The sequence below is a fragment of the Corynebacterium sp. MSK122 genome, from assembly GCF_030229435.2.
GTDB lineage: Bacteria > Actinomycetota > Actinomycetes > Mycobacteriales > Mycobacteriaceae > Corynebacterium > Corynebacterium marquesiae.
On sequence record NZ_JASPHV020000013.1, the window covers coordinates 1 to 24,522 of the forward strand.

Here is a 24,522-nt window from a genome sequence, read left to right on the forward strand (position 1 = left end):
GTCTTCTTTGCAGGAGTAGATGCCTCAGCGGCGTTTTCGCCCTCGCCGAGTGCCTGGTCTGAAGATTCAGTGGCTGCCACGTACGCCCTTTCGACTAACTTCTTGATTGAAACAGCTCTGTGCGCCCTAGTCGGGCGCTCGTGCATCAGTGTGATGTTAGCGCGTTGTGGCCTTATGCAGGCCAGACACGCCCTAGAGCTATTTAACTTAGGATCGACCGCCCAGTATAGAGGATCTTTCCAATCTGCCGGTGGATAGGGTCACCTGCAGTGCGCAAATATTAGGGTTTCAAACCGTCTACCGCCGCCATTGCAGCTCCGACAATTCCTGCGCGATTGCGCAGTTGTGCAGGCATGACGGGGGTTTCAATATCAAGGTGTGGGCCCCACTTTTCAAACTTGCGGGAAATTCCACCCCCGATGAGGAAGGCCTGCGGGTTAAAGAGCTTTTCATATTCCGCGAGGACCTTGTTGAGTCGTTTAGTCCACTGCTTGTACTTGAGATCCTCGCGGTCCTTTACGGCCGAGGACGCAATCTTCTCAGCCTCGTCATCGCCCACCGTGAGGTGCCCCAGTTCGGTATTAGGGAACAACTGGCCGTCTAGGAAGAATGCCGAACCGATACCGGTGCCTAGGGTTAGGAAAATTACGGAGCCCTGCTTGGCGATGTCCTCTCCGTAGGCGACCTCGGCTAGTCCCGCCGCGTCGGCGTCGTTAAGCACGGCAAAATCTGCATCGAGGTAGTCCGCAAAGAGTTCTGTGGCGTTGACCCCAATCCAGTCCTTGGAAATATTTGCCGCAGTCTCGACTTCTTGGTTGCGAACCACGGAAGGCAGGGTGATGCCAACGGGGCCGTCCCACTGTTTTTCCTGCACGATGTGGGCTACGACCTTGGCAACATCGTGCGGCGTAGATGGCTGTGGGGTGGCGATCTTCATGCGTTCACCCACGAATTCGCCGGTGGCAAGGTCCACCTCAGCGCCTTTAATGCCGGAGCCGCCGATATCGATGCCGAAGGAATGGCCAGAAAGAGTAGTCATGCCCGATAGTCTAGAAGAAGGCACAATAGTTGGCATGACTGAGCAGATCGATTTTCTCCACTTGCGGGATTTTGCCGTTTCTACCGCCACGCGGGCTGCGGAATTAATTACTGCGCGGCGCGCAGAACTCGTAGCAGGCGACGGCATCGCGGCGCATACTCACACCAAGTCCAGTGACGTAGATCCAGTAACGGAGGTCGATACCGCGACAGAGGAGTTCATTGCCACCACCATCCGCACCCAACGCCCCGGGGACGGAATCTTTGGCGAAGAAGGCGCCAATGTGGAATCGACGAGTGGTGTTACCTGGATTGTCGATCCGATTGACGGCACCGTGAATTTCCTCTACGGGGTGCCGGACTACGCCGTATCCATTGGTGCAGAATACCAAGGGCACCTCGTAGCTGGCGCGGTGGTCAACGTGGCGCGCGGGCGCACCTATGCTGCCGCAGCCGGCCGAGGTGCCACGGTCACCGGCCCAGACGGAATTGAGCACGCACTGCGGTGTGGCCAGACACAAGATCCTGCGTTGGCCTTGGTAGCCACCGGATTTGGTTACGAAGCTGACCGGCGAGCAGCCCAAGCCGAGCTCCTTACCAAGCTCCTTCCTAATGTGCGTGATATTCGCCGCATCGGCGCTGCTGCGCTCGACCTATGCAGGGTGGCAGAGGGAACCGTTGACGCCTACTTTGAGCACGGCATCAATGCGTGGGACTTCGCTGCGGGGGCAATCATTGCTCGCGAGGCAGGTGCGGTGGTGCGCCATCCAGGCTTTGATAAAGGCTCCGCTGACGGTGAACTTACCTGGGCCGCGGGGGCAGATTTGGCCCCCGCATTCGAAAAGCTTTTAGCAGCGCACAGGGCCACGGACGCGCTGCGGGGGTAATAGTTTCCCACGCCGGCGAGCGGTGAGATGACATCGAGCCATTTGTGCTTTACTATGCGCGATCGATAAATACCCATTCCTTAAAGCAACTTGACCATTAGGGGCGTGCATTATGGCCACCGATTATGACGCACCGCGCCGGCGCGCGGAAGATGAACTCGAAACTGACTCCCTAGAAGGACTCAAAGCCGCTGAGGGCGATAACAACGGCATGGACGATGACGGAGAAATCGTCGAAGCCTTCCAGCCGCCATCAGTAGACCTCACGGGCGAGGAGCTTAATGTTGAGGTAGTTCCACGTCAGGAAAATGAGTTTACCTGCGGTTCGTGTTTCCTAGTGCAGTCAAATAAGCGTTACTCTCACGAAGAGGACGGCCAACCAATCTGCAAGGATTGCGCCTAAAGGAATACTCAGCAGAAACGAAACCCCGCACTCGGCAACTTTAAACCTGCCGGGTGCGGGGTTTGTTGTAGCAGCCACCACATTTTCTGTGGTGTGCGAAGTCAATAAAGATTAGTGCTGTTCCGGAACGAAAGCGTGGAGCAAAGCCTCCGGATCCTTCGAGGCGATGAGCCAATAAGGAGTATCATCTTCTGGATCATCGAGCACCATCATGGCGTGCTCATCCACCCAAGCGTGGGAAACCAAAAATGCTGCGGGATCGAACTGCGGACCCAGCGCATTGCGCCGCGCAGATTTAGGAACGGTGATAGACCGCGACACGACGTCGTTAGGCAATTGGGCATCTTTGACTGTGAGCCAACGCGTTCCATCCGGGTCACGCTCTACCTTGATAACTGTATTGGACCAGGTAATAAGTACCCACACGGCGATAGCGCCAAGGAGGATCGCGGGAATAATGGTCCACCACATGGAGCGGTTAAGGCCAGCGGTAGCGGAAGTAAGCCCCACGATGGCGGCTGCAAAAAGCCAAAAGTACCAAGGGACCCATTGGCGTTCGCGGTAGAGCACCTGAGGGGCCACCGTGCCCTGTGCCGAAGCGGCGCTTGACGGTGCCGGAGTTGCGGAAGTAGCGGATGTATCAGACACGTCTAGTCAGTCTAGTCCACACGCGCCGCAGAATGAACCTTCCAAGGCAGGTAGGATTGGCCAGGTGACTGACTCGATTCCGCATTCTCAACCAGAAAGCCCCTTTGGGGACGTTAAAGTCAAGCGCCTAGATAAGGAGCTTCCGTTGCCGCACCGCGCCCACCGTGGCGACGCCGGTGCGGACCTCTATGCAGCTGAAGCTCTTACCCTGCAACCCGGCGAGCGCGCCCTCGTCGGCACCGGGATTGCCATTGCGCTGCCACTAGGAACGGTCGGTTTAATTCACCCGCGCTCCGGACTAGCCGCCAAGCAAGGGCTTTCCGTTGTCAATACCCCGGGCACGGTGGATGCCGATTACCGCGGGGAGATCAAGGTCTGCCTCATCAACCACGACCGGCATACTCCTATTGAGATCGAACGCGGAATGCGCATCGCTCAGCTCGTGGTCCAGCGCGTAGAGCTGGTGGGGTTTGCTGAGGTTGCAGAATTGGATGACACCGTCCGCGGAGCCAGCGGCTATGGCTCTACCGGTGTGTAGTTCAAGCAGTAGAGACTTAACGAAACTTTTAGAAAGGACGTAGCACCCATGGGAATCTGGCCCTTTGGCAAGAAGAACGACGAAGAAAAGAAGGCTCAGGAAAAGCCTGCAGCACAAAGCGAAAAGTCGGCGGACCCCACGTCCGCGGATGCGGAGGCGCAGGAGACCTATGCTCCAGTAGGCGACACCGCAGCAGATACCGCGGCGGCTTCTGGCAATGAACCCCGCGAATTCGCCCATGATGCCATCAATGGCCAGACCGGCCCCTTTGATGGCGACTCCGTCGATATCGAGACCTTTGATTTCAGCGACTTTTCCATTGGCGTATTAGATCTGGGGTCCCTGCGCATCCCACTGCCAAAGGAATCCCAGGTACAAGTGGAAATGGGCGAACAAGGCCCACGAATGCTGCACATCGTGACCAAGGTAGGCCGAATTACTCCAGTAGCCTTTGCTGCCCCACGTAAGCCGGGCCAGTGGGCAGAATCCGTGGAGGACATCAAGGAGGGCATGAGCCGCGACGGACTTACCGTTACTACCGAGCCAGGCCCTTGGGGTGCTGAGGTCGTGGGCAAGAACGACAACGGTCAGGTCCGCGTTATCGGCGCAGATGGTCCGCGCTGGATGCTGCGCATGACCCTGGCCGCGCCGGCCGGTATGGAAGCAGACCTAGCAGACATAGCCCGCGAGGTTGCTGCCCGTACCTTCGTCTACCGCGGGGAAGACCCCATCCTGGCGGGAAATGCTTTGCCGGTCATCATGCCCGAGCAGCTCGTAGAGCAGGTCAAGCAGGCCATGGACCAGCGCCAGCAAAAACAGCAGGCAGCCGCTAATGCTCAACACCACCCAGAAAACGGCGTGGGCGGCCCCGACCCTGCGGCAGAAGCAGAGGCGGAGCAACACTTGCGCGATTTGGGCGGTACCCCACAACAGGGTGAGAATGGATCGTCCCCGCAGAATCCCGATGAGGGCTCTGCACCTAATTCCAAGAACTAGGCAAAGCAGTAAACCACGTGACACATTCTTCCTCGCCGCAACCTTCCCCGGACGCTAAGAACCTGGACTCTGAGGAGTCTGCTGCCGAACCCACCCTGCTGGAGCAAATGGGAGGCTTGTCAGGGCTCATCTCGGCGACCTTGCCGGTCATTGTGCTGATTCCTGTCAATAACTTTTTTGGGCTGGGGCCAGCCTTAGCGGCGGCGCTCGGCGTGGCCGTTGTTATTGCACTTTGGAGGGTAATCCGTAAAGAGACCCTGCAGCCAGCCATATCGGGTCTGCTGGGAGTGGCTCTTTGCGCAGCCATCGCCTGGTTTACCGGTGATGCAAAAGGGTATTTCTTGTACGGCATCTGGATGTCGTTGGCGCTGTGCATTGCCGCGGTACTATCAATCCTTTTTCGGTGGCCCGCTGTGGGTGTCATCTGGAAGGGGATCAATGGCGAGGAAATGCAGTGGCAAAAGGTTCCAGAGGCGCGCCGGGCTTATGCCATCGCTACTGGTGGGTGGGCGGTCATCTTCCTGGCCCGTTTTGTTGTTCAGCGCGCTATTTATGATGCGGATGCAACCACGGCCTTAGGGGTGACCCGAATCCTGATGGGGTGGCCGTTGACGCTTCTAGTTACGGCGTTGACCGTGTGGATGGTGCGCCGCGCGGATGCAGCCGTTGACGCAGCGGCGGGCACAGGTGAGCACACTAACGCAGAACGAGAACAAAAGTCTGAGGCAGAAAATGACTGAATCAACGATGAGCCGTGGCGATAGTTTTGAGGTCACCATTGACCGCATGGCGCACGGCGGGGAAGGAATTGGCCAGGCACCGGATGGGCGAGTGGTATTCGTCCCTCGCGCTTTTCCTGGCGACGTCGTAAAAGCTACGGCCGGCCGTGTAAAGAAGTCGTTCATTAAGGCAGAGCTGGAAAGCGTACTAAGCCCTGGGGCGTTGCGTGTTCCATCGTCATGTCCTGCGGCCGCGCAAGGAGCAGGCTGCTGTGATTTCGCCGAGCTGGATCCCGCAGCCGAAACCGGAATCAAGGCAGAGATCTTGTCGGAGCAGCTGCGCCGCACCGGTGTTGTCACCGGCGAGGAACTGAAAATTGAGCAGCACACCTTAGAGCCGGTTCGGGGATGGCGCACGCGGGTGAGGTGGGGCGTCGACAAGCAAGGGCGCGCCGGAACCCGTCAGCGTCGGTCCAATGAGCTTGTTACGGGCGCTGCGTGTACGCAGCTGGCTCCGGGATTGGCAGAGGAGCTCGTTGGAGAGGGCGCGCGCCGGTTTACCCCAGGTGCTGAGGTTATCGCCGTTTTCGATGGCGAGGGCAATCGCCACGTGGTAGAAACCCGCAAGGCCCCGCGCGAGCGCCGCGTGGAGACCATCCGTGAGGTGGTAGAAGGCAGCGGCAAGGTGCACGAGCATGTCGCCGGGCGGACATTTAGCTTTCCTGCTACCGCCTTCTGGCAGGCCCACAGCCACGCTCCGGCCGCGTATACCGATCTGATAGCGGAGTGGCTCGGGGGCCGCGAGTACCAAGAGCACACCGCCTGGGATCTCTACGGTGGCGTTGGCCTCTTCGTTCCAGTATTGGCCGACGCCGTGCAGGGCAAGGTTATCTCCGTGGATTACTCACCGGCGGCTACGGCCGGGGAACAGGCCGGCCTGGCGGACTGCGATGTGGAAGTAAAGTCCGCGAAGGTAGAGCACGTCGCCGCACAGCTTCCCAAGCCTGGCGCTGTAGTCCTTGATCCGCCGCGCACAGGAGCAGGGGAGGACGTGATTCGTTCCGTGGCGGCCGCTGCACCCCAGGCGGTCGTTCACGTGGGATGTGACCCCGCCACCTTCGCGCGCGACTTGGGATACTGGAACCAGCACGGATACGGAATAGAGAAGATGGCACTCATTAACGCGTTCCCCGGAACGCATCACTTTGAAACGATTGCTCTCATTACCCCTGCCTAAGGAGCCTTTATGGCTCCGAGGTGGGGTGTGGCACGTTGCCGCGCCGTTCTCGGAACATTGACCGATATAATATTCACCGCCCGCCGCGGGTACGGTAGAAAAGAAGAACTAAGCACAGAAGGAGTTGAAGGCCGCTCCATGACTATCTTGGATACCATTAGCTCGCCGCAGGACCTCAAGGCACTGTCTGCAGACAAGCTTGAGGAGCTGGCGGCAGAGATTCGGCAGCGCCTCATTGACAAGGTCTCCGTCACGGGCGGACATCTGGGGCCTAACTTGGGCGTGGTGGAACTGACTATTGCGTTGCACCGCGTATTTGATTCTCCGCGCGAGCCAATTATTTTTGACACTTCGCACCAGTCCTATGTGCATAAGATGTTGACGGGGCGCACGGATCAATTCGATACCTTGCGGCAAAAGGACGGCCTTTCGGGGTATACAGACCGCGGCGAATCCGAGCATGACTGGACCGAGTCCTCCCACGCTTCGGCGTCGCTGTCTACGGTCGATGGTTTGTCTAAGGCCTTCAAGATTCGCGGCGACGGTCACCGCAATGTCATCGGTGTTGTCGGCGATGGCGCCCTCACCGGCGGCATGTGCTGGGAGGCATTAAACAATATCTCTGAGGATAAGGGGCGCAATGCGGTCATCGTGGTCAATGACAACGGCCGTAGCTATTCGCCCACTATCGGTGGCATTTCCGAAAACCTAGGCCGCATCCGCTCCCAGCACGGTTATGACGAGCTCATGGAACAGGGTAAGCGCCGCCTGAAGCAAATGGGATGGGTGGGCGAGCGTGCCTTTGATGCCTTGCACGCCATGAAGGAAGGCGTCAAGTCCACCGTCTTGCCTACCGAGATGTTTCCGGAACTGGGGATGAAGTACATCGGCCCCATCAACGGGCACGATATCGATAGCTTGGTGCATGCCCTGACTTATGCCCGCGATTATGACGGGCCCATCATCGTGCACGTGGTTACCGAAAAGGGCCACGGTTTTGCCCCAGCCGTCAATGAGCCGAAGGACCAGATGCACTCCACCGGTGCTATCGATCCGGTCACCGGTGTGGCTAAGGGCACCAAGCAGCCTGGCTGGACGGCCGCCTTTTCAGAGGAGCTGCTAGCCGCTGCCGAAAAGCGCGATGACATCGTTGCCATTACCGCTGCTATGGCCGGACCAACTGGGCTCGCTCCCTTCCAAGAGCGCTTCCCAGAGCGGTTCTTTGATGTGGGAATTGCCGAGCAGCACGCAATGACCTCTGCCTCTGGTTTGGCGCTCGGCGGGATGCACCCCGTCGTGGCGGTATATTCCACCTTCTTAAACCGGGCCGTGGACCAGGTCATTATGGATATTGCGCTGCTAAAGCTGCCGGTAACCATCGTGCTTGACCGCTCCGGAGTTACCGGTTCCGATGGCGCTTCGCACAATGGCGTGTGGGATATGGCGCTCATGAGCATTGTGCCGGGCATGCATATTGCCGCCCCGCGCGATGGCGCGCGCCTGCGGGAGCTCTTCCGTGAGTCGCTAGAGATTGAATCTGGCCCGTCCGTGGTCCGCTTCCCTAAGGGCAACCTGCTGCCGGATATGGAAGCGGTGGATACGTTGGGCGATGGTGTAGACATCCTGCACTATGGCGAAGCCGATGCCGGCGAGGACACCCCTGAGGTACTCATCGTTTCCATCGGTGCCATGTCCGCTCGCAGCATCGAGGCTGCAAAGCTGCTCGGCGAGCAGGGCGTGAACGTTACCGTTGTTGACCCGCGTTGGGTAGCGCCGGTGCCAAGCTCTGTGGTGGCTCTCGCCGCTGACCACGACTTGGTGGTTACTGCAGAAGACGGCCTTGTACGCGGCGGTATTGGCTCCATGATTTCGGAGGCCCTCAGCGCAGCCGAGGTCGATACTCCTGTGCGCCGACTCGGCGTTCCGGGTTACTTCCCTAAGCACGGCTCCCGCGGCGAGGTTTTGGAAGAATTTGGGCTAACGCCAGAGCTTATGTCGGCGTCGATAAGCGAGTGGCTAGAAAACCTCACTGCTGATGCCAACGCGCGAGGAGAAGAAAACTAAACCTAGCCTGCTAAATATTTCTAGAAAAGACCGTCCACGATAATCGGGGCGGTCATTTCTATTTGCCATTCGCGCGTTCCCTCCGCGCGGAGGAACGCAGCGACGTCGCCTGGCTGGCGAATGGCGCCGGCGACAGGATCAGGTCCGCGGTGGCGCTTATCGGCGCGCACACCTACCTTCGCCCATACCGCTGCACGCAAAGCGGCAGGGCGGATAAGGAGTTCGGATGGCATACCGAGTTCAGCGGCGAGATCGGCGATGTCCGCGCGGATAGTTTGGTATATCTCCCATAGGTCCGGGTAGTCCTTGGCCCAGATGGTTTTGGAAGGAACCGGTTGTGGGGCTCGATGGGTGCGAGGCCGTTGCTGCTGGGGAACAGCGCGCGCTTGGTTAAGTACAGCCATCCACTGGGCGGTCGCGCCCTTGCGCCGGCGGGGAAATCCCTTGACTCGGGCAAGATCGCCGGCGGTGGTGGGAAGGGCGCGCGCAATTTCTACCAGCGTCTTATTCGCTAATACCCGGCCGGGCGCAGTGTCCGTGCGCCGAGCGATAGCGTCGCGCTTAAACCACAGCGCTCGAGCAGCAGCGAGCTGACTGCCGCTGCGCAAACTGGAGATGCCCTTCAGATCGCGCCACGTGTGCGGCTGGGGAGCGAAGTCTCCGGAATGTTCTTGGACTATGGCGGAAAATTCTTCTAAAGCCCAGTCCATCTTGTCTTGTTCGGCCAGAATGTCGCGCAGGGCTTCGGCCAGCTCGAGGAGCAGTTCCACATCGAGCGCGGCGTATGCCTTGAGTTCCTCGCTGAGCTGCGGGGCGGACCAGTCGGCATCGCCGTAGCCCTTTTCCAATTCGACATCAAAAAGCTCCGCGACCATAGTGCCCAGATTGGGCCGTTCAAATCCGGCGAGCCGTGCCGCCAGTTCCGTGTCAAAGATGGAGCCAGGAAATAGACCGAGCCACCCGAGACAAGGCAAATCCGAATGGGCGGCGTGAATAATCCACTCCGTGCCGTTGAGCACTGGGGCAAGGGCGACCGTGAGCTCCTCGCGGTGGCCTTCAGGGGCAAAAAGCATCGTTCCCGCGCCGCGGCGGCGAATTTGCACTACGAAGGCGCGATCATCGTAGCGATAGCCGGAGGCGCGCTCGGTATCGATGGCAAAGGGGCCCGTACCCGCAGCTAGGCGGGCTGCGGCAGCGGTGAATTCCTCCGGGGTGGCAAGAACCGGCGGGATGCCCTCGAGCGGCCGGCTGCGCAATTCTGGCATATTAGCGGCCGAGCTCGGTGACGCCCTCAGGGGGTAGTCCGGCAACGTTGGCCAATACCTGGGCAAAAGCCTGCACGTGGGGTGCGAGGTCGAGGCCTTCGGCAGTCCACGAAGCGCGCATTTCGATCTGGTAGGCGCGCGGAGGCCCGCCAATCTCTCCAAAACGCACGGACGCGGTGGAAGTGACGGTGCCGCCCAAATTGGTGTGGTCGGCTCCCTCCTTTTCCAAGCCTTCGTTGAGCCATTGCCACGCCACATCGGGCAAGAGGGGATCGCCGGCTACGGCGTCGTCCATATCCGCCTGGATATAGGCCACAAGGCGCATGGCGCCCTCCCAAGCTTCCTCAGCGCCCGGATCGTGGAGCAGGATGAGGCGACCAAAGGCGTCGCCCTCTGCATCGGTGGGCACGATATCTGGGTTGTCTTCGTTTCCCACTTCGAGGCCGATTGCGTGGCTAAACGGCGCAAGGCGTTGCGGTGGGCGAATGGAGCCTAGGGTTATCTCAGGGCGCAGGTCGGCCGCGTGCATGGACTCCACTGCTTGAGTGAAGGCGGCGGGGGTGGCTGGCTCGTGGCTTTCCGCCTGCCCGTGCAAAGGGGTGGGGGCGGTAGCCTCGGCGCTGCGTGGGGTGGTCGATTCGGAATTGCTCACGACGTTCAAGCTATAGTTTCGCGGCCTCTAGCTGGGGGAGGCGCGCCGATCCGCAAGTGTGTCGCCATTTGCGTGGGAGGGGAAGTGACAAGTTTCCATATCCAACTTATGATGGATATGTTCGTAAACCGAGAGGCTTCTGCAAAGGAGAACGCAATGGCGAAGCTTGATTACAAGGAACTCAACGCGGTTCAGCAATATTCCCAGCACGCGGTTTTTAAGGTGATTCCGGGCGCGCTCGGCACCGAGCGAGCGGAGATCATCGCCCAAGCGCAGGAGTTCTTTGCCGGCGTGGAAAAGGCCGGGAAGGTAACGGTGCGCGGCATTTACGACCTCACGGCTATGCGCGATTCCGCCGACTTCATGATCTGGTGGCACGCTGAGGAATTCTCTGACCTGCAGAAGGTCTTTGGGGACTTCCGCCGCGAGACCACTCTGGGGCAAGTCAGCGAAGTGACCTGGGTGGGCAATTCCTTGCACCGTCCAGCAGAGTTCAATAAGTCCCACCTGCCATCCTTCATCATGGGTGAGGAGCCGAAGGAGTGGATCTCGGTATACCCCTTCGTGCGCTCTTATGACTGGTACACCATGGACGAGGAAAAGCGTCGCCGCATCCTCATGGAGCACGGTATGCAGGCGCGCGACTACCCCGATGTGCGTGCAAATACCGTCCCAGCCTTTGCCCTGGGTGACTATGAGTGGATTTTGGCCTTCGAGGCGGATGAGCTCCACCGCATCGTCGACCTGATGTACTTGATGCGGTACACCGAGGCCCGCCACCACGTGCGGGAGGAGATTCCCTTCCACACCGGCCGCCGCGTCAAGGACGTAGCAGAGCTTATCGCAGTACTGCCCTAAAAGAAGCGCCGTCCAGCAGTAGCCCTGCTTGGCGACGTCCCCTCTTAGCCGCGCCCCGTCACTAGCCTGCAAGTTAGGCTGCTGACGGGGCGCGTTTTCTTGTGCATGCCACCTTAGGCGGTGTCACCTTCTACCGGCTTTTCCTCCAAGTCCAGGCAGATGGAGTTGATGCAATAACGCAAGTCGGTGGGGGTATCGTAGCCCTCGCCCTCAAAGACGTGCCCCAGGTGGGATTCGCAGTTGGCGCACAAAACCTCTACACGACGCATGCCTAGCGAGTTGTCTTCGCGCTCAATGATTTTGTCCCCTGCGAGTGGGGAGAAAAAGGAAGGCCAGCCGCAGCGGGACTCAAACTTTTCCGTAGAGCGGAAAAGCTCCGTTCCACACGCGCGGCAAGAATAGACCCCCTCGGTGGTGGTATTGGTGTACTCGCCTACGTGGGGCGGCTCGGTGCCGGCTTCGCGCAGGACGTAGTATTCCTCGGGGCTTAAGCGCTGGCGCCATTCGGTATCGGCAATGAGCTTGAAATCGGTCATGGGCCGAGTTTAAACCGTGCTGCGCGCGGCACGCCACCAGCCGGCGACCGTAGCGAAAATTGCGACGATAAGCAGCGCCCATCCCGCCGTGGCCGTGAAAAAATTCATCCACCGACCAGCATCCGGGTGCGCTGTAGACGCCCAGGAAACGGGAGCCAAATAGAGAAAGGCCGCAAACCACGCACCCGCAGAATGGAAAACCGATCGCTTGAGCACAACGGTAAACATCAATGGGAATAACCACATGGAGTAATACTGTTGGCCAAGGGAAGATAGGAAGAAGATACCCACCATGATCGCCCCGCTGGTCGTCAGTGCCCACAAGGTCGGATCGGAGTTGCGCCAGCGCAAAAGCCCGAGAATCGCTGCGGCCGAAAGCGCGGCAAATATCAACCAGATGGTCCAATACAGTCCCGCGCCAAAGTCAACGTAGGCGTGGAAGCCTGCCCAGGAAGAATTGGCATAGTCTCGGGTTTCCGAGAGGTAGGGCAGGAGGTTATCCACAAAGCCGCTAGCGTCTGGCACGAGCGGCCACGCTAGTAGGTTGAGTACTACCGGTACGCTGATGCCGGTCGCGAGACTGCGCCATTGTAGCTTGACCAGGGGCAGGAACAGCAACGGCGCAAATTGCGGCTTAATGACGATGGCCAGTCCAATGGCCACGCCTGTCACCCAGCCCATCCATGGGGTGCGCTCGGCGCGCACGAAGGCCCACAAGAACACGGCCATGCACAGCAAGAGAATGCCGTTGATATTGGTAAATGCGAGTGTATTGGTCACCGATTCCGTGACAAAGGCCAAAGCGATGGATACTGGCCACACTGCCGAAGTAAGTGTGCGGCCCACCGTAAGGGTGAGCACCGCTAGCGCTGCCACGATTGCAGCAGCGTTGGCGACGATGAATAGTCCCCGTGCCAGCGAAAAATCGATGTGCGCTAGCGGCGCGAGCAGCAGCGTCGCCCCCGGGGTATACAGGTACAGCGGATCAACGTGGTTATAAGCCTGCTCATAGACCGGCTGGCCAGTGGACATGCGTACCACAGCGTTATACACCGTGGTGAAATCATCCGTCGGCGTGCCATTGCGCGCGATGATTAACACGCGATGCACAACAAGCAGGATGGCCACGGGCCAGGCAGCGGCATTGATTCGGGAATTCACGGCCCCTTAGTCTACGGCCTAGCGGGCGCGGGAATACCGCAGAAACACCGTGCCATCGTGATCGGCCGCGACATTTTCTAATTGCATGCGGCGATGGGAATGCTCGCCCTGAAACGTCGCCATGGGAGTTTCCACGCCGGTAGATAGATGCGGGTCTAGGGTCAAATACATCTGGTCGATGGCATCGAGGTCTACCAGCTGCCCTATCATTCCTGGCCCGCCCTCGCAGAGTACGCGCTTAAACCCGCGGTCCTTCAAGACGGATATGTAGTCCTGCACGGTTCCTTCGCCAGCATCGCAGACTTCCGCGCCTGCGGATTCGATGGTCGCGATGCGCTGTGCGAGCTCTTGGTCGTCCCGGCTGCTATGGGGGACTAGGAGGATGGGAGGGGTAGTAAAATCCGTGAAGAAGTCCGAGGTGATATCGAAATCAAGGCTGCGGGAAGGCACCGCAATCGGAGCGGGACGTGAGCCATCCGTGACTGGAGCAACTCCTGAATAATCCTCCGCACGCACCGTTTGCGCACCCACCAACACGACGTCTGCCCAGTTACGCAAAGCTGCGAAGAGCTGCCCGTCAGTATCATTTCCCATGTCTTCGGAAACGTGGTTCATGGTTGCCGAGCCGGTTAGCGTGCTGACCATATTCGTGCGGATGGTGAATACGTCACCGGAATCTGGGCCCAATAGCGAAGAGATATCCATACCTCCCCAGCCTAGTTAAGACATCAGATGCTCAGAACGGTAAAGCGCACGACGCACCCCAGACGATGGGCCTACATCAAGCGGATGAGTATTACGCCAACCAAAATCACTGCAATGCCGGCTACCTGGCGCATTGCTACGGGGGCGCCCCGCAGACGATCGATCAATACGGAGCCCACCATGGAACCAAGAAGGGTTGCCACCACAGTAAGCCCAGTACCAATCTGCGGTACTAAGGCCGCGTTGCCAAAGACAAACAAGGCTCCCAAGGCACCGCCTGCCCACATCCACCATGGGTTAGCTTTTCCCTCGGGACGCTCAATACGAGGGCGCCAGCGCAAAGCAATATTGAGCACTACCAGCGCGGAAACGCCAATGCCAAAAGAAACCAAAGCCGCACTAACGGGCGACCCGGTGATCTGACCAAGGTGGCCGTTAATGGCGGATTGGCTTGCAGTAAAGCAACCAAAGACAAAGCCTGCGAGGCGCCAAAGCCATAACGTCATAGCGCTGTCCTCTTGCTTCGTCGGCGCGCCGGGGCTGGCTACAATAGAAATCACACCACCGAGGACAACTAGTGCCCCTAGCGCGCGAACTAGGGTTAGTGGGGAAGTGGGGGAGTCAAATAGTCCAAAGTGGTCGATGACAAGGCCCATCATGATCTGGCCCGCGATGGGTAGGACCACGGTCTGGACCGCACCCAGATGAGGAAACAACAGGATATTTCCAGTAAGCGCAACCACGCCGAGCAGGCCACCGAACCAAATCCACAGCGGTTCCCCAAAGGCACGGGAAATGCCGAATTCGCCGCCGGTGACGGCTGTCGCGATGACAAACAAAGTCAACGTGCCCACGGCAAACGAGATGAGCGAAGAGGAAAACGGCGTGCCAGTAGACGCGCGAAGGCGCGTATTAACCAAGGTCTGAACGGGCAGAACGAGTCCGGCGATAATGCCTAAGAGAATCCACAACACGTCGGGACACTTTACAGGCATATAAAGAAACCCGCCCAAGCTCCCATGGAGTGGAGCTATGGACGGGAAATTGTGGTCCTAACTGGGATTGAACCAGTGACCTTTCCGGTGTGAACGGAACGCTCTCCCACTGAGCTATAGGACCTTGCGGTGGCTAAATCTACACCGCACTAAATTCAAACACCTAATTGGCTGGGCAGGAGTGCACATCAGAGGGAGGCGGCTTGTGGTTCACTGTCTTCGGAGAATCACATCAGTGTGCTTTGGGATGGTTCGAATGTAAAAAATCGGCGCCGGAAAGAATGCCGCTGGGCTGGGGATTTGGAAACTGGCGCGGAGCACGATAATGTTTCTTCTCGCACCGCAACGGTACAAAGTTCGCGGGGCAATGCGGATGTAGCGCAGTTGGTAGCGCATCACCTTGCCAAGGTGAGGGTCGCGAGTTCGAGTCTCGTCATCCGCTCCACGCTTTTCTAAGGGTTCTCCCGTGAAGAGTGATTCTAAATGAATAACGCGCGATTAGCTCAGTGGGAGAGCGCTTCCCTGACACGGAAGAGGTCACTGGTTCAATCCCAGTATCGCGCACAAGGACTTTGTCCTAGAAACTGGGCCTGGTTTCGCATGCGGATGTAGCGCAGTTGGTAGCGCATCACCTTGCCAAGGTGAGGGTCGCGAGTTCGAGTCTCGTCATCCGCTCCAGCACTGTATTGTGTGAGGCGGTATCGCCACGGTGGAATGGCCGAGTGGTGAGGCAACGGTCTGCAAAACCGTGCACACGGGTTCGATTCCCGTTTCCACCTCAACTTCTTAATGCCTTAGGGCATTAAGCGCGATTAGCTCAGTGGGAGAGCGCTTCCCTGACACGGAAGAGGTCACTGGTTCAATCCCAGTATCGCGCACGAGGGTCCCTTTTGGGACTCTGTAGCAAACTCCGGTTTGTTGTGCGGATGTAGCGCAGTTGGTAGCGCATCACCTTGCCAAGGTGAGGGTCGCGAGTTCGAGTCTCGTCATCCGCTCCATATAGCCGCCCCTGCCACGGGGTGGCTTTTTCTATGTCTCCTTCTGCGCTTTGTGCGATACGCTTGCCTTTGCAAGGTTAAAACCTTCAGCGGAGGAGGAAAGATGTTACGCGCATTAGTGGTACCGCTATTGGTTGGAGCTTGCGGCTTCCCGTCTTTTGTTTCGGGGACTGTACTTTTCTTTGCGGGCCTTACTGCGGCAGATGCGGGTGACGGCAGCGGCGACGCGGCGTGGCCTTTGGCGCTTATCGGCGTAGGCGCCGCCTTGGCTATTTTTGCCCTGATGGCTTCTGGTCCGTTTTTAAAGCCCGACAAATGGAGAGGTCCTAAGGTAGGGCCCGTTCGAATTGAGTCAACTTGGCTTAAATAGTGATAAATACCTCTTTTTATTTCGAAGGCGGAACTCGATCCCAGTTCAAGCCGACATATGTCTCGACGCGCTGCTTTTTGTGATTGCCGCTCTGGCAAGTCGCGGGGCTAGTATGTCTGACAATTCAACTTGTGCATTTTCAACACAAAAGGAGCTATCTATGGGCTACCGCGTACCTTGGCTGCGCCGCACGGCGGCAGCAGTCGGCACTGCAGCACTGGTGCTGGGCGGGTCGATGCCGGCCGCCTTGGCGCACGACTCCGTTATTGGCGGTTCGGTCAAAGACGGCGACCAACTCGATGAGTTCCCTAAGGAAATCACCCTCGAGTTTTCTGGCATCCCCAAAGAAGACTTCAATACCTTTGCCGTGACCAACGCGGATACTGGTGAAAAACTCTTTAGCCAGGAACCAAAGCTCCATGAGCGGGATCTCACCATTGCGACCCCTGCGGATGTCCATCCTGGGCCGGGTAACTACCAGGTGGGCTTTCAGATCACGTCTTCGGATGGGCACGCTACCCGCGGCGGTGTGGAATTTTCTGTCAAAGGTGACGGGTCCGAAAATACCGAGGCCCCAGAGTCTGACACGGCAGGCCAGGAAGGAACCGAGGGCCTGTCAATGCCGCTGAAAATCATTCTGGGGGTGGGCGGCGTTTTGGCAATTGCCGCAGTCGTTGTCCTATTTACTGCCAAATCTCGTCGCATTGATTCGGAAGGTGAAAAATAATGTCCAAGATTTCTAGTATCGCCCTTGTGGGCTTGACTGTGGCCGGCCTCGCCCTGGCGGGTTGCTCACCGCAAAACCAAAATGATTCCACCGAGTCGAAGGTGGATGCTTCCACTAGTGTCGGGGAAACATCCTCCGCTGCGGAATCTAAAGAACTGACCTTTGAGGATGCTGTCGTGCGCGCCAATGAGGACAAGGACATGACTGCTATTTTTGGCACCTTGGTGAACCATACCGATAAGGACATCGCTATCACCGGTTTTTCCACCAGCCTCAATGCCAAGGTGAACCAGATGCATGAGACTGTCGATGGCAAGATGCAGGAAATGTCGAGCCCACTGGTAGTCAAAGCCGGCGAGTCCCACGAGCTGGCACCTGGTGGTGACCACTTCATGCTCATGGACATGGAAAACCACATCGCTCCCGGCGAATCCCTTGACCTCAAAGTGGAACTAGAGGGCGGCGAAGAGCTCGATCTGGGCGAGATCCAAACGCGTAGCATGCCTGCTGGGGATGAGGACTACGGCGATATGGAAGCTCACGATATGTCCCACACGGAGCACGGAGATATGTCCCACAATAAGGAAGGCCACGACCACTAGTTATGTCTGGATTCAGCAGAAGGGGATTTCTCACCGGCGCTGCGGTATCGACCAGCGCCTTCGCGTTGGCAGGCTGCAATAACCAGGGGTCTTCCCCGGATGCTGGGGCACAGGAACAGCCTGTGTTGGCCGACGCCCTCGTGGCTTTTGACGGCGAGCATCAAGCAGGCATCGCAACCGCGGAGCAAGCGCACCTGAACCTGGTTGGGTTTGATCTTAAAAGGGGCGTCGACAAGCGGGGGTTCGCTAGCCTCATGAAGCTGTGGACTGAGGACGCCCGCGCGCTGTGTACGGGGGAGGCGCCGCTGGGCACCCTGGAACCGGAAATGGTGCAACAGCCCGCCAACTTGACCATCACCTGCGGTCTAGGTCAGAAGGTTTTCTCCTTGCTCGGCGTGGAGAAACCACGCTGGTTGGGAGATGTGCGTTCCTTTAAACGCGATGCGCTGGAGCCTAAGTGGGGACAAAGCGATATCGTCTTGCAGATCTGCTGCGATGACCCACTGATGAATACCTACGCCCTGCGGCACATGGTGCGCGCAGGTGAGCACTATGCCAGCGTGAAGTGGTTGCAGCAAGGATTTATTAATGCCTATGGCAGCCACGAAAAGGGCGCTACCGCGCGCAATATGTTCGGGCAAAAGGACGGCACCGTTAATCCGCGCATCGAGGAGGATTTTGCAGCTCAAGTATGGATCGATAAAGGGCCGAAGTGGGCACAAGGCGGAACGGCGATGGTAGTGCGTCGCATTCGCATGAACGTGGATACGTGGGAGAAACTCGATCGCTCCTCCCGCGAAAATGCGGTGGGCCGCAAGCTCGACACCGGCGCCCCACTTACCGGTAAGGATGAATTCGATGCTGCGGATTTCGACGCGGTAGATGACTACGGACTGCCGGTCATCGATAAAAACTCGCACATGGCCGTTGCCGCCCCGCCGGCCGATCATCCAGAGCAGCGCATCCTGCGCCGCCCGTATAACTATGAGTTAGCTCCCGATGGCAAGGATGGGCAGCTTTCCAATATTGGCCAGGTTTTCATCTGCTATCAGCAAGATCCCACCAAGCAATTCGAGCCTATCCAGGCCCGTTTGGATAAATCGGACCTGCTGAACGAGTGGTTGACTCATATTGGTTCGGCTATGTATTTCTGCCCGCCGGGCACCCGCGATGCCGACGGGCGCGAGTCATGGTGGGCAAAATCGCTCTGCGAGCATGCAGGGTTGTAGAATAGCTATCCGTAAATTTAAATAGCGGACGCGGCCAGGTATGCCGCCGACGCACGAGCGCATAAAGGAGCGCGATTATGGCGGAACTCATCCCCGCAGTACCGGTCAATTACGATTCCTTCACCGTGCCCGCCGGCCAGGCCGTGGGCGCAGCAATGCGAGAGCTCAACCTTCCTAATAAGGGCCCTGAGGCTGTCGTAGTCGTTCGCGGTGAGGACGGCACTCTCTTTGATTTGTCGCACACCCCAGACACGGAGTCCACCTTTACCCCGGTTGCCGCCAGCGAGGAAGACGGCCGCGCCGTCATCCGCCACTCCTGCGGCCACGTTATGGCCCAGGCCGTGCAGGCCGAATTCCCCGGCACCAAGCTGGGCATCGGCCCGGCCATTGAGAATGGCTTCTACTTCGATTTCCAGACCGCCGAGCCTTTCACACCGGAAGATCTCAAGGCGATTGAAAAGCGCATGAAGAAGATCATCAAGGGCGGCCAGCGCTTCGAACGCCATGTCTATGAATCCGCGGAGGAAGCGGAAAAGGCCCTCGCCGAGGAGCCTTTCAAGCTCGAGCTGGTCCAAGACAAGGGCAACGTTGACCCTGACTCCGACGAGGCTGCAGAAGTCGGTTCCGGCGATCTCACCCACTATGACAACATCAACCCGCGCACCGGGGAAGTAGAGTGGTTCGATCTCTGCCGCGGACCGCACGTGCCGACCACCAAGTACATCCCGGCTTTCACGCTGACCCGTTCTTCAGCTGCCTATTGGCGCGGTGACCAGTCCAAGGCTGGCCTGCAGCGCATTTACGGCACCGCTTTTGAGTCCAAGGAGGCGCTGGAGGCCTACCAAACCATGGTGGAAGAGGCTGAAAAGCGCGACCACCGCCGCCTGGGTCAGGAACTAGATCTCTTCTCCTTCCCAGATGAGATTGGCTCCGGCTTCCCGGTATTCCACCCGAATGGCGCGACCGTTCGCATGGAGATGGAAAACCACTCTCGCAACCGCCACGTACAGGCTGGGTACTCCTTTGTTAATACCCCGCATATCACCAAGGGTGACCTATTCAAGAAGTCTGGCCACCTGGACTTCTACGCCGACGGCATGTTCCCGCCGATGCAGCTCGATGGCGAATATGACGAAGAGGGCAATACCGTCAAGGAACCGCAGGACTACTACGCCAAGCCCATGAACTGCCCGATGCACAACCTAATTTTTGCATCCCGTGGCCGTTCCTACCGCGAGCTCCCGCTGCGTCTGTTTGAGTTCGGTACCGTCTACCGTTACGAAAAGTCTGGCGTGGTCCACGGCCTGACCCGTGCCCGCGGCTTTACCCAGGACGATGCTCACATCTACTGCACCGAAGAGCAGCTGGAAGAGGAGCTGACCAAGGTCCTCGACTTCATCATTTCTTTGCTGAAGGACTACGGACTGTCTGACTTCTACCTGGAGCTTTCTACCAAGGACCCGAATAAGTTCGTCGGTTCTGATGAGATCTGGGATCGCTCTACGTCTATCCTGCAATCGGTCGCAGAAAAGTCCGGCTTGGAGCTGGTTCCGGATCCCGCAGGTGCAGCCTTCTACGGTCCGAAGATTTCTGTGCAGGCTCGCGACGCCATCGGCCGTACCTGGCAGATGTCTACCGTGCAGTTGGACTTCAACCTGCCGGAGCGCTTCGAGCTGGAATACACTGCGTCGGACGGCACGAAGAAGCGCCCAATCATGATTCACCGTGCGCTCTTCGGCTCCATCGAGCGATTCTTTGGCGTCCTGCTGGAGCACTACGCCGGCGCCTTCCCAGCATGGCTGGCACCGCATCAAGTGGTGGGCATTCCGGTGGCTGACGAATTCTCCCCGCACCTCGAAGAGGTTGCCGCCCAGCTGCGTCAGAAGGGTATCCGCGCCGATGTGGATACCTCTGATGACCGCATGCAGAAGAAGATTCGCAACCACACCACCGGTAAGGTTCCGTTCATGCTGGTGGCTGGCGCGCGCGACGTAGAAGCTGATGCCGTGTCCTTCCGCTTCCTCGACGGCACCCAGGTCAATGGTGTGCCGGTAAAGGAAGCTGTGGAGCTCATCGCCGCATGGGTAGCAGAGCGCAACAACGAGCAGCCGACCGAAGAGCTCATCAGTGCCCGACGCTAAAGAGACACACGAAACCGACAGCTCCGCCGTCGCTGAAAACCACGCTGCGGAGGAGACCTTCGTTGACTCAGGCGCTGGCGAGCCGGACCGCCTAGAGCGGTTATGGGCGCCTTATCGCATGGCCTATATTGCCAAGCGTTCTAAGGACCCCTTCGTCGAAGCGCCACAGGGTAGCGACGAAGACGGGCTCATCATTGCTCGAGGCAAGTCCGTGTATGCATTGCTGAACCTGTTTCCGTACAACGCCGGGCACCTCATGGTGGTGCCGTATCGCAAGGAATCGCAGCTGGAGAACCTCACGCAAGAGGAATCTCAGGAGTTGATGGCCTTCGCGCAAAAGGCCGTCCGGGTGCTCAAGCGGGTTTCACACCCAGAAGCCATCAATGTGGGCCTAAACCTGGGTCGCGCTTCGGGCGGCTCGGTGGGAGATCACCTGCACCTGCATGTGGTGCCAAGGTGGCCCGGGGATAGTAACTTTATGACTGTCCTCGATGGGACTAAGGTATTACCGCAGCTTCTGCAGGATACGCGTCGCGTGCTGGCAGAAGGATGGCGCGAGATGGAAGAGGAGGATTCGCGTGCTTAGCGTGCATGGGCGAAAGCCCGCCGCCGTGGTGGTGGAACCTATAGCCAAGGCCTTTTTGAAGCTAGGCCTGACCCCGAATGTGGTCACGGTTGTGGGTACCATAGTCACCATTGCGATTTCGGTGATCCTCATTCCTACCGGCCACCTTTTTTCCGCTGCCGTTTTGTCCGGCCTCTTCGCCGCTTTCGACATGCTCGATGGCACCATGGCGCGCTTGACCGGCAAGGCTACTGCCTTTGGTGCGACCTTGGATGCGTCCTGTGATCGCATCACCGACGGTGCATTGTTCAGTGCTATTGCATGGTGGCTGATTTATTCTGCGGATTCTTCCCGCATCACGGTTATTGCGTGCTTTGTCACCTTGGTATGTTCTCAGGTCATTTCCTATATCAAGGCCAGGGGAGAAGCGTCCGGATTCAAGATGGTCGGCGGCCTGATCGAGCGTCCCGAGCGGCTTATTTTGGGCTTGGGTGGCATCGGCCTCGAAGGCTTGGGAGTACCGCATGCCATTGAGGTAGCGCTGTGGATCTTGGCCGTTGGCTCCGTCTTTACCGTGTGCCAGCGTATGGTTATTGCTGCCCGCCAAGAGCAGCAGTAGCTCGTACTGCACCACCTAAAATCAGGAGGTTGTGACACCATGTGGGATAGAGAAGACCTCTCCGCGGCGGGTTACCTCGCGGGGTGGAAGGTGGTGCGCCGTCTGCCCGAGCCCATGGCGCGCACGCTTATTCGCTGGGGTGCGGACTACGCAAGTGGCAACGGTCGGGGAATGGAGGGCTTGCGCCGCAACCTAGCGCGAGTGGTCGGCCCGGAAAACGTTACCCGCGGGTTGGTGCGGGATTCGGTGCGCTCCTATATGCGCTATTGGATGGAGGCGTTCCGCCTGCCAGCTATCCACCGTGATGCCGGGCTGCATGAGCGCTTGCTCAGCGGCTTGGAAGGCCTTGAGCATTTTGATGCTTCGGCTCAATCCGGCCGCGGCACCATTTTGGCATTGCCGCATTCCGGTAATTGGGATATGGCGGGTGTCTTCCTCGTCGGCCATTATGGCCAGTTCACTACAGTTGCAGAGCGCCTTAAGCCCGCAGTGCTTTTCGACGCCTTTGTGGACTACCGCGAAACCCTTGGCTTTGAGGTTCTCCCCCTCACCGGCGGCGAAGCCTCGCCTTTCGCCCGCCTCAAAGAGGTGCTGGAAGCCGGTGGCGTGGTCTGCCTGCTGGCTGAGCGCGACCTCACCCGAAGCGGCGTTACCGTGGATTTCATGGGGGAAGAGGCCAATATGGCCGCCGGTCCCGCACAGCTTGCCCTAGAGACTGGCGCCGCCCTGCACGTGGTGCACTCCTGGTTTGCAGGCGAGGGCTGGGGGCTCTCTGTGTCTCCTGAGCTCGAGGTAACGGACTTGCAGGAGACAACGCAGCGCATGGCCGATGGCTTCGCCGCCAATATCCGCCGCCACCCGGAGGATTGGCATATGTTGCAGCCGCAGTGGAATGTGGACATAGAGAGGCGTCGGCAAGCGCGGGCGGCCGAAAATGCCCGCAATGCCCGCCACACTGGGCCATCGCAGGAAGGGGGGAGCTAGTGCGCATAGGAATCGTGTGCCCCTACTCTTTCGATGAACCAGGCGGGGTTCAAGCCCATATTCTTGACCTAGCGACTGTCTTCATTGAACAAGGGCACCATGTACAGGTCATTGGCCCCGCTGCGGAATCCACCCAGCTCCCGGATTTCGTAATCAAGGGAGGGCCGGCTTTCCCCATCGCATACAACGGGTCGGTGGCGCGCCTGTCCGTGGGGCCCCATGTAACACGCAAGGTAAAGCAATTCATCAAGGAGGGCGACTTCGATGTCTTGCACATCCATGAGCCGAACTCCCCGAGCTTTTCCATGACCGCGTTGGCTGTGGCCCAAGGCCCACTGGTGGCGACGTATCACGCTTCTGCGTCTAGCTCCCTGGTGCTGACCCTGGCCAAACCTTTCCTCGTTCCCTTCTTGGAAAAGATCCGGGGTGGCATCGCGGTATCCGACATGGCGCGGCGGTGGCAGGTGGAGCAATTGGGCGGAGACCCAGTTCTCATTCCCAACGGCGTGGATACGTCGGTCTACGCCCAGGCTCGGCGCCGCAGCCCGGCCAAAGCCTCCGGCGATCCCCTGGAAGTTGTCTTCTTGGGACGTTTGGATGAACCGCGCAAGGGCCTCGATATCCTGCTGAGCGCGCTCCGCCAAGTACACCACGATATCCGCGTGACCATCATGGGCGGCGGCCGCGCCCGCGAGGTCGAGGGTGTGGATTTTGTAGGCCGGGTCAGCGACGCCGAAAAGGCAGAAATCCTGGGCCGTGCCGATGTCTACGTGGCCCCAAATACCGGTGGTGAAAGCTTTGGCATCGTGCTGGTAGAGGCCATGGCCGCCGGCGCAGCTGTCGTTGCTTCCGATCTTGAAGCCTTCCGTGCGGTGTGCAATGCCGATTCCGACGAGGCTGCCGGCGCACTTTTTCGCAATGAAGACAGCGAGGATTTGGCTCGCGTCCTCAACAAGGTACTTGATGATGCCGAGTATCGGGTCCAGTTGGTGCGCAATGGCGTCCAACGCGCCAGCACCTATGACTGGGACCATGTAGCGGCGGCCGTGATGCAGGTCTATGAGACTGTCCAAGACGGTACCAAGGTGAGGGTAAAGCGTTGATGGCCATTGAAATTGCTCTAGTCCTCTTCCTACTTATCATCGTAGGTTTGTGGGCGCTTTTTACCGCCCAGCGGCTTAACTCACTGCACATCCGCACTGATGCCTCGCTGGCCCAGCTGCAGGCGGCTCTAGACCGCAGGGCAGCGGTGACAGCGGCCGTAGCACCAGAGCTTGCGGCGCTAGCACAGCGAGCGGAATCTACCGAGCTCTATCAGGGTCATTTCGAACCACGCACGATGGCCGAGCGGGAACTATCTGCCGCCATAGTGAGGGAGTTTCCGGCGGACCGTCGCCCTGCCGCGCTTGCCGACGCCGAGGGCCGCATCCAACTTGCCCATCGCTTCTACAATGAGGCGGTCAGCGACACTCGCGCGCTGCGCTTGCGCCCTGCGGTACGGCTCTTTCATCTGGGCGGCACCGCGAAGCTGCCGGAATATTTTGACTATATGCTGGCCGAGTAGGCAGCAGTTCTACCTCAAGTT

25 protein-coding genes and 7 tRNA genes are annotated in these 24,522 nt (G+C 58.7%); 23 read left to right on the top strand and 9 right to left on the bottom strand.

Annotation, left to right across the window (positions count from 1 at the left end; all coding sequences use genetic code 11):
- Positions 1–280: 280 nt before the first annotated feature.
- Positions 281–1,039 (bottom strand): polyphosphate--glucose phosphotransferase, encoded by a 759-nt coding sequence (ppgK, locus tag QP934_RS06895; RefSeq protein WP_419127156.1) that lies wholly within the window; start codon positions 1,037–1,039, stop codon positions 281–283.
- Here ppgK and QP934_RS06900 point away from each other — a divergent pair.
- Together QP934_RS06900 and QP934_RS06905 are read left to right on the top strand one after the other, a co-directional pair.
- Positions 1,038–1,925, top strand: coding sequence for an inositol monophosphatase family protein (locus QP934_RS06900; RefSeq protein ID WP_419127157.1), 888 nt, complete (start codon positions 1,038–1,040; stop codon positions 1,923–1,925). The two genes, ppgK and QP934_RS06900, sit on opposite strands and share 2 nt — an antisense overlap.
- A gap of 112 nt (positions 1,926–2,037) precedes the next feature.
- Positions 2,038–2,328, top strand: coding sequence for a DUF4193 domain-containing protein (locus QP934_RS06905; RefSeq protein WP_049377389.1), 291 nt, complete (start codon positions 2,038–2,040; stop codon positions 2,326–2,328).
- A 111-nt stretch (positions 2,329–2,439) separates the two neighbouring features.
- On the opposite strand, the gene QP934_RS06910 is transcribed toward QP934_RS06905, so the two are convergent.
- Positions 2,440–2,976: a DUF3093 domain-containing protein gene (locus QP934_RS06910; protein ID WP_049377388.1), complete on the bottom strand. Its 537-nt coding sequence runs from the start codon at positions 2,974–2,976 to the stop codon at positions 2,440–2,442.
- Between the two features lie 64 nt (positions 2,977–3,040).
- Here QP934_RS06910 and dut point away from each other — a divergent pair, with 64 nt between their 5' ends.
- From dut to dxs, 5 genes are all read left to right on the top strand, one after another.
- Positions 3,041–3,514 carry a dUTP diphosphatase gene (dut, locus tag QP934_RS06915; protein ID WP_340418844.1) on the top strand — a complete coding sequence of 158 codons (474 nt, stop codon included), beginning with the start codon at positions 3,041–3,043 and terminating at the stop codon, positions 3,512–3,514.
- Between the two features lie 48 nt (positions 3,515–3,562).
- Positions 3,563–4,510 (top strand): DUF3710 domain-containing protein, encoded by a 948-nt coding sequence (locus QP934_RS06920; protein WP_340418846.1) that lies wholly within the window; start codon positions 3,563–3,565, stop codon positions 4,508–4,510.
- A 17-nt stretch (positions 4,511–4,527) separates the two neighbouring features.
- Positions 4,528–5,250 (top strand): DUF3159 domain-containing protein, encoded by a 723-nt coding sequence (locus tag QP934_RS06925; protein ID WP_374043197.1) that lies wholly within the window; start codon positions 4,528–4,530, stop codon positions 5,248–5,250.
- Positions 5,243–6,466: a class I SAM-dependent RNA methyltransferase gene (locus QP934_RS06930; protein WP_419127158.1), complete on the top strand. Its 1,224-nt coding sequence runs from the start codon at positions 5,243–5,245 to the stop codon at positions 6,464–6,466. The genes QP934_RS06925 and QP934_RS06930 overlap by 8 nt, the downstream gene beginning before the upstream one ends.
- A gap of 138 nt (positions 6,467–6,604) precedes the next feature.
- Positions 6,605–8,530: a 1-deoxy-D-xylulose-5-phosphate synthase gene (gene dxs, locus QP934_RS06935; RefSeq protein ID WP_349819526.1), complete on the top strand. Its 1,926-nt coding sequence runs from the start codon at positions 6,605–6,607 to the stop codon at positions 8,528–8,530.
- A 20-nt stretch (positions 8,531–8,550) separates the two neighbouring features.
- On the opposite strand, the gene QP934_RS06940 is transcribed toward dxs, so the two are convergent.
- A complete protein-coding gene (locus QP934_RS06940; protein ID WP_419127159.1) occupies positions 8,551–9,795 on the bottom strand; it encodes an HRDC domain-containing protein in 1,245 nt (414 codons plus the stop codon).
- 1 nt (position 9,796) lies between these two features.
- Positions 9,797–10,456 (bottom strand): DUF3000 domain-containing protein, encoded by a 660-nt coding sequence (locus tag QP934_RS06945; RefSeq protein ID WP_419127160.1) that lies wholly within the window; start codon positions 10,454–10,456, stop codon positions 9,797–9,799.
- Positions 10,457–10,603: 147 nt separating this feature from the next.
- Here QP934_RS06945 and hemQ point away from each other — a divergent pair, with 147 nt between their 5' ends.
- The gene (hemQ, locus tag QP934_RS06950) at positions 10,604–11,305 is read left to right on the top strand and encodes a hydrogen peroxide-dependent heme synthase (protein ID WP_239273264.1); all 702 of its coding nucleotides are present in this window, start codon (positions 10,604–10,606) and stop codon (positions 11,303–11,305) included.
- Positions 11,306–11,418: 113 nt separating this feature from the next.
- Here hemQ and msrB read toward each other — a convergent pair whose 3' ends face one another.
- The 5 genes from msrB to QP934_RS06975 all read right to left on the bottom strand — a co-directional run bounded on the left by msrB (position 11,419) and on the right by QP934_RS06975 (position 14,826).
- Positions 11,419–11,841 (bottom strand): peptide-methionine (R)-S-oxide reductase MsrB, encoded by a 423-nt coding sequence (gene msrB / locus QP934_RS06955; RefSeq protein ID WP_419127161.1) that lies wholly within the window; start codon positions 11,839–11,841, stop codon positions 11,419–11,421.
- Between the two features lie 9 nt (positions 11,842–11,850).
- Positions 11,851–13,002, bottom strand: a complete 1,152-nt coding sequence (locus tag QP934_RS06960; protein ID WP_419127162.1) for a glycosyltransferase family 87 protein — start codon at positions 13,000–13,002, stop codon at positions 11,851–11,853.
- 18 nt (positions 13,003–13,020) lie between these two features.
- Positions 13,021–13,707 (bottom strand): pyrimidine reductase family protein, encoded by a 687-nt coding sequence (locus QP934_RS06965; protein ID WP_419127163.1) that lies wholly within the window; start codon positions 13,705–13,707, stop codon positions 13,021–13,023.
- A gap of 71 nt (positions 13,708–13,778) precedes the next feature.
- On the bottom strand, positions 13,779–14,681 hold the full coding sequence (locus QP934_RS06970) for a DMT family transporter (RefSeq protein WP_419127190.1): 903 nt from the start codon (positions 14,679–14,681) through the stop codon (positions 13,779–13,781).
- A gap of 73 nt (positions 14,682–14,754) precedes the next feature.
- Positions 14,755–14,826, bottom strand: a tRNA-Val gene (locus QP934_RS06975).
- A 245-nt stretch (positions 14,827–15,071) separates the two neighbouring features.
- On the opposite strand from QP934_RS06975, the gene QP934_RS06980 reads away from it, so the two are divergent.
- The 15 genes from QP934_RS06980 (at position 15,072) to QP934_RS07050 (ending at position 24,501) form a co-directional block, all read left to right on the top strand.
- Positions 15,072–15,147: transfer RNA gene (locus QP934_RS06980), tRNA-Gly, on the top strand.
- Positions 15,148–15,194: 47 nt separating this feature from the next.
- Positions 15,195–15,266: transfer RNA gene (locus tag QP934_RS06985), tRNA-Val, on the top strand.
- A gap of 38 nt (positions 15,267–15,304) precedes the next feature.
- Positions 15,305–15,380, top strand: a tRNA-Gly gene (locus QP934_RS06990).
- A 30-nt stretch (positions 15,381–15,410) separates the two neighbouring features.
- Positions 15,411–15,481 (top strand) — tRNA-Cys (locus QP934_RS06995).
- A gap of 27 nt (positions 15,482–15,508) precedes the next feature.
- Positions 15,509–15,580, top strand: a tRNA-Val gene (locus tag QP934_RS07000).
- Positions 15,581–15,624: 44 nt separating this feature from the next.
- Positions 15,625–15,700: transfer RNA gene (locus tag QP934_RS07005), tRNA-Gly, on the top strand.
- Positions 15,701–16,230: 530 nt separating this feature from the next.
- Positions 16,231–16,797: a copper resistance CopC family protein gene (locus QP934_RS07010; RefSeq protein ID WP_419127164.1), complete on the top strand. Its 567-nt coding sequence runs from the start codon at positions 16,231–16,233 to the stop codon at positions 16,795–16,797.
- Complete coding sequence (locus QP934_RS07015; RefSeq protein ID WP_419127165.1) at positions 16,797–17,399, top strand: copper chaperone PCu(A)C; 603 nt, start codon at positions 16,797–16,799, stop codon at positions 17,397–17,399. Before QP934_RS07010 ends, QP934_RS07015 begins: the two co-directional genes overlap by 1 nt.
- A gap of 2 nt (positions 17,400–17,401) precedes the next feature.
- Complete coding sequence (locus tag QP934_RS07020; protein ID WP_419127166.1) at positions 17,402–18,628, top strand: Dyp-type peroxidase; 1,227 nt, start codon at positions 17,402–17,404, stop codon at positions 18,626–18,628.
- A gap of 77 nt (positions 18,629–18,705) precedes the next feature.
- Entirely contained in the window at positions 18,706–20,769 is a 2,064-nt protein-coding gene (gene thrS / locus QP934_RS07025) for a threonine--tRNA ligase (protein ID WP_049378271.1), read from the top strand.
- A complete protein-coding gene (locus tag QP934_RS07030; protein WP_049378270.1) occupies positions 20,756–21,355 on the top strand; it encodes an HIT family protein in 600 nt (199 codons plus the stop codon). The genes thrS and QP934_RS07030 overlap by 14 nt, the downstream gene beginning before the upstream one ends.
- Positions 21,348–21,953: a phosphatidylinositol phosphate synthase gene (pgsA, locus tag QP934_RS07035; RefSeq protein WP_284791031.1), complete on the top strand. Its 606-nt coding sequence runs from the start codon at positions 21,348–21,350 to the stop codon at positions 21,951–21,953. Before QP934_RS07030 ends, pgsA begins: the two co-directional genes overlap by 8 nt.
- Before the next feature lie 39 nt (positions 21,954–21,992).
- A complete protein-coding gene (locus QP934_RS07040; RefSeq protein ID WP_419127167.1) occupies positions 21,993–22,937 on the top strand; it encodes a phosphatidylinositol mannoside acyltransferase in 945 nt (314 codons plus the stop codon).
- Complete coding sequence (locus tag QP934_RS07045) at positions 22,937–24,040, top strand: glycosyltransferase family 4 protein (protein WP_284791029.1); 1,104 nt, start codon at positions 22,937–22,939, stop codon at positions 24,038–24,040. Before QP934_RS07040 ends, QP934_RS07045 begins: the two co-directional genes overlap by 1 nt.
- Entirely contained in the window at positions 24,040–24,501 is a 462-nt protein-coding gene (locus QP934_RS07050; RefSeq protein ID WP_005328532.1) for a hypothetical protein, read from the top strand. Before QP934_RS07045 ends, QP934_RS07050 begins: the two co-directional genes overlap by 1 nt.
- Positions 24,502–24,522: the final 21 nt, after the last annotated feature.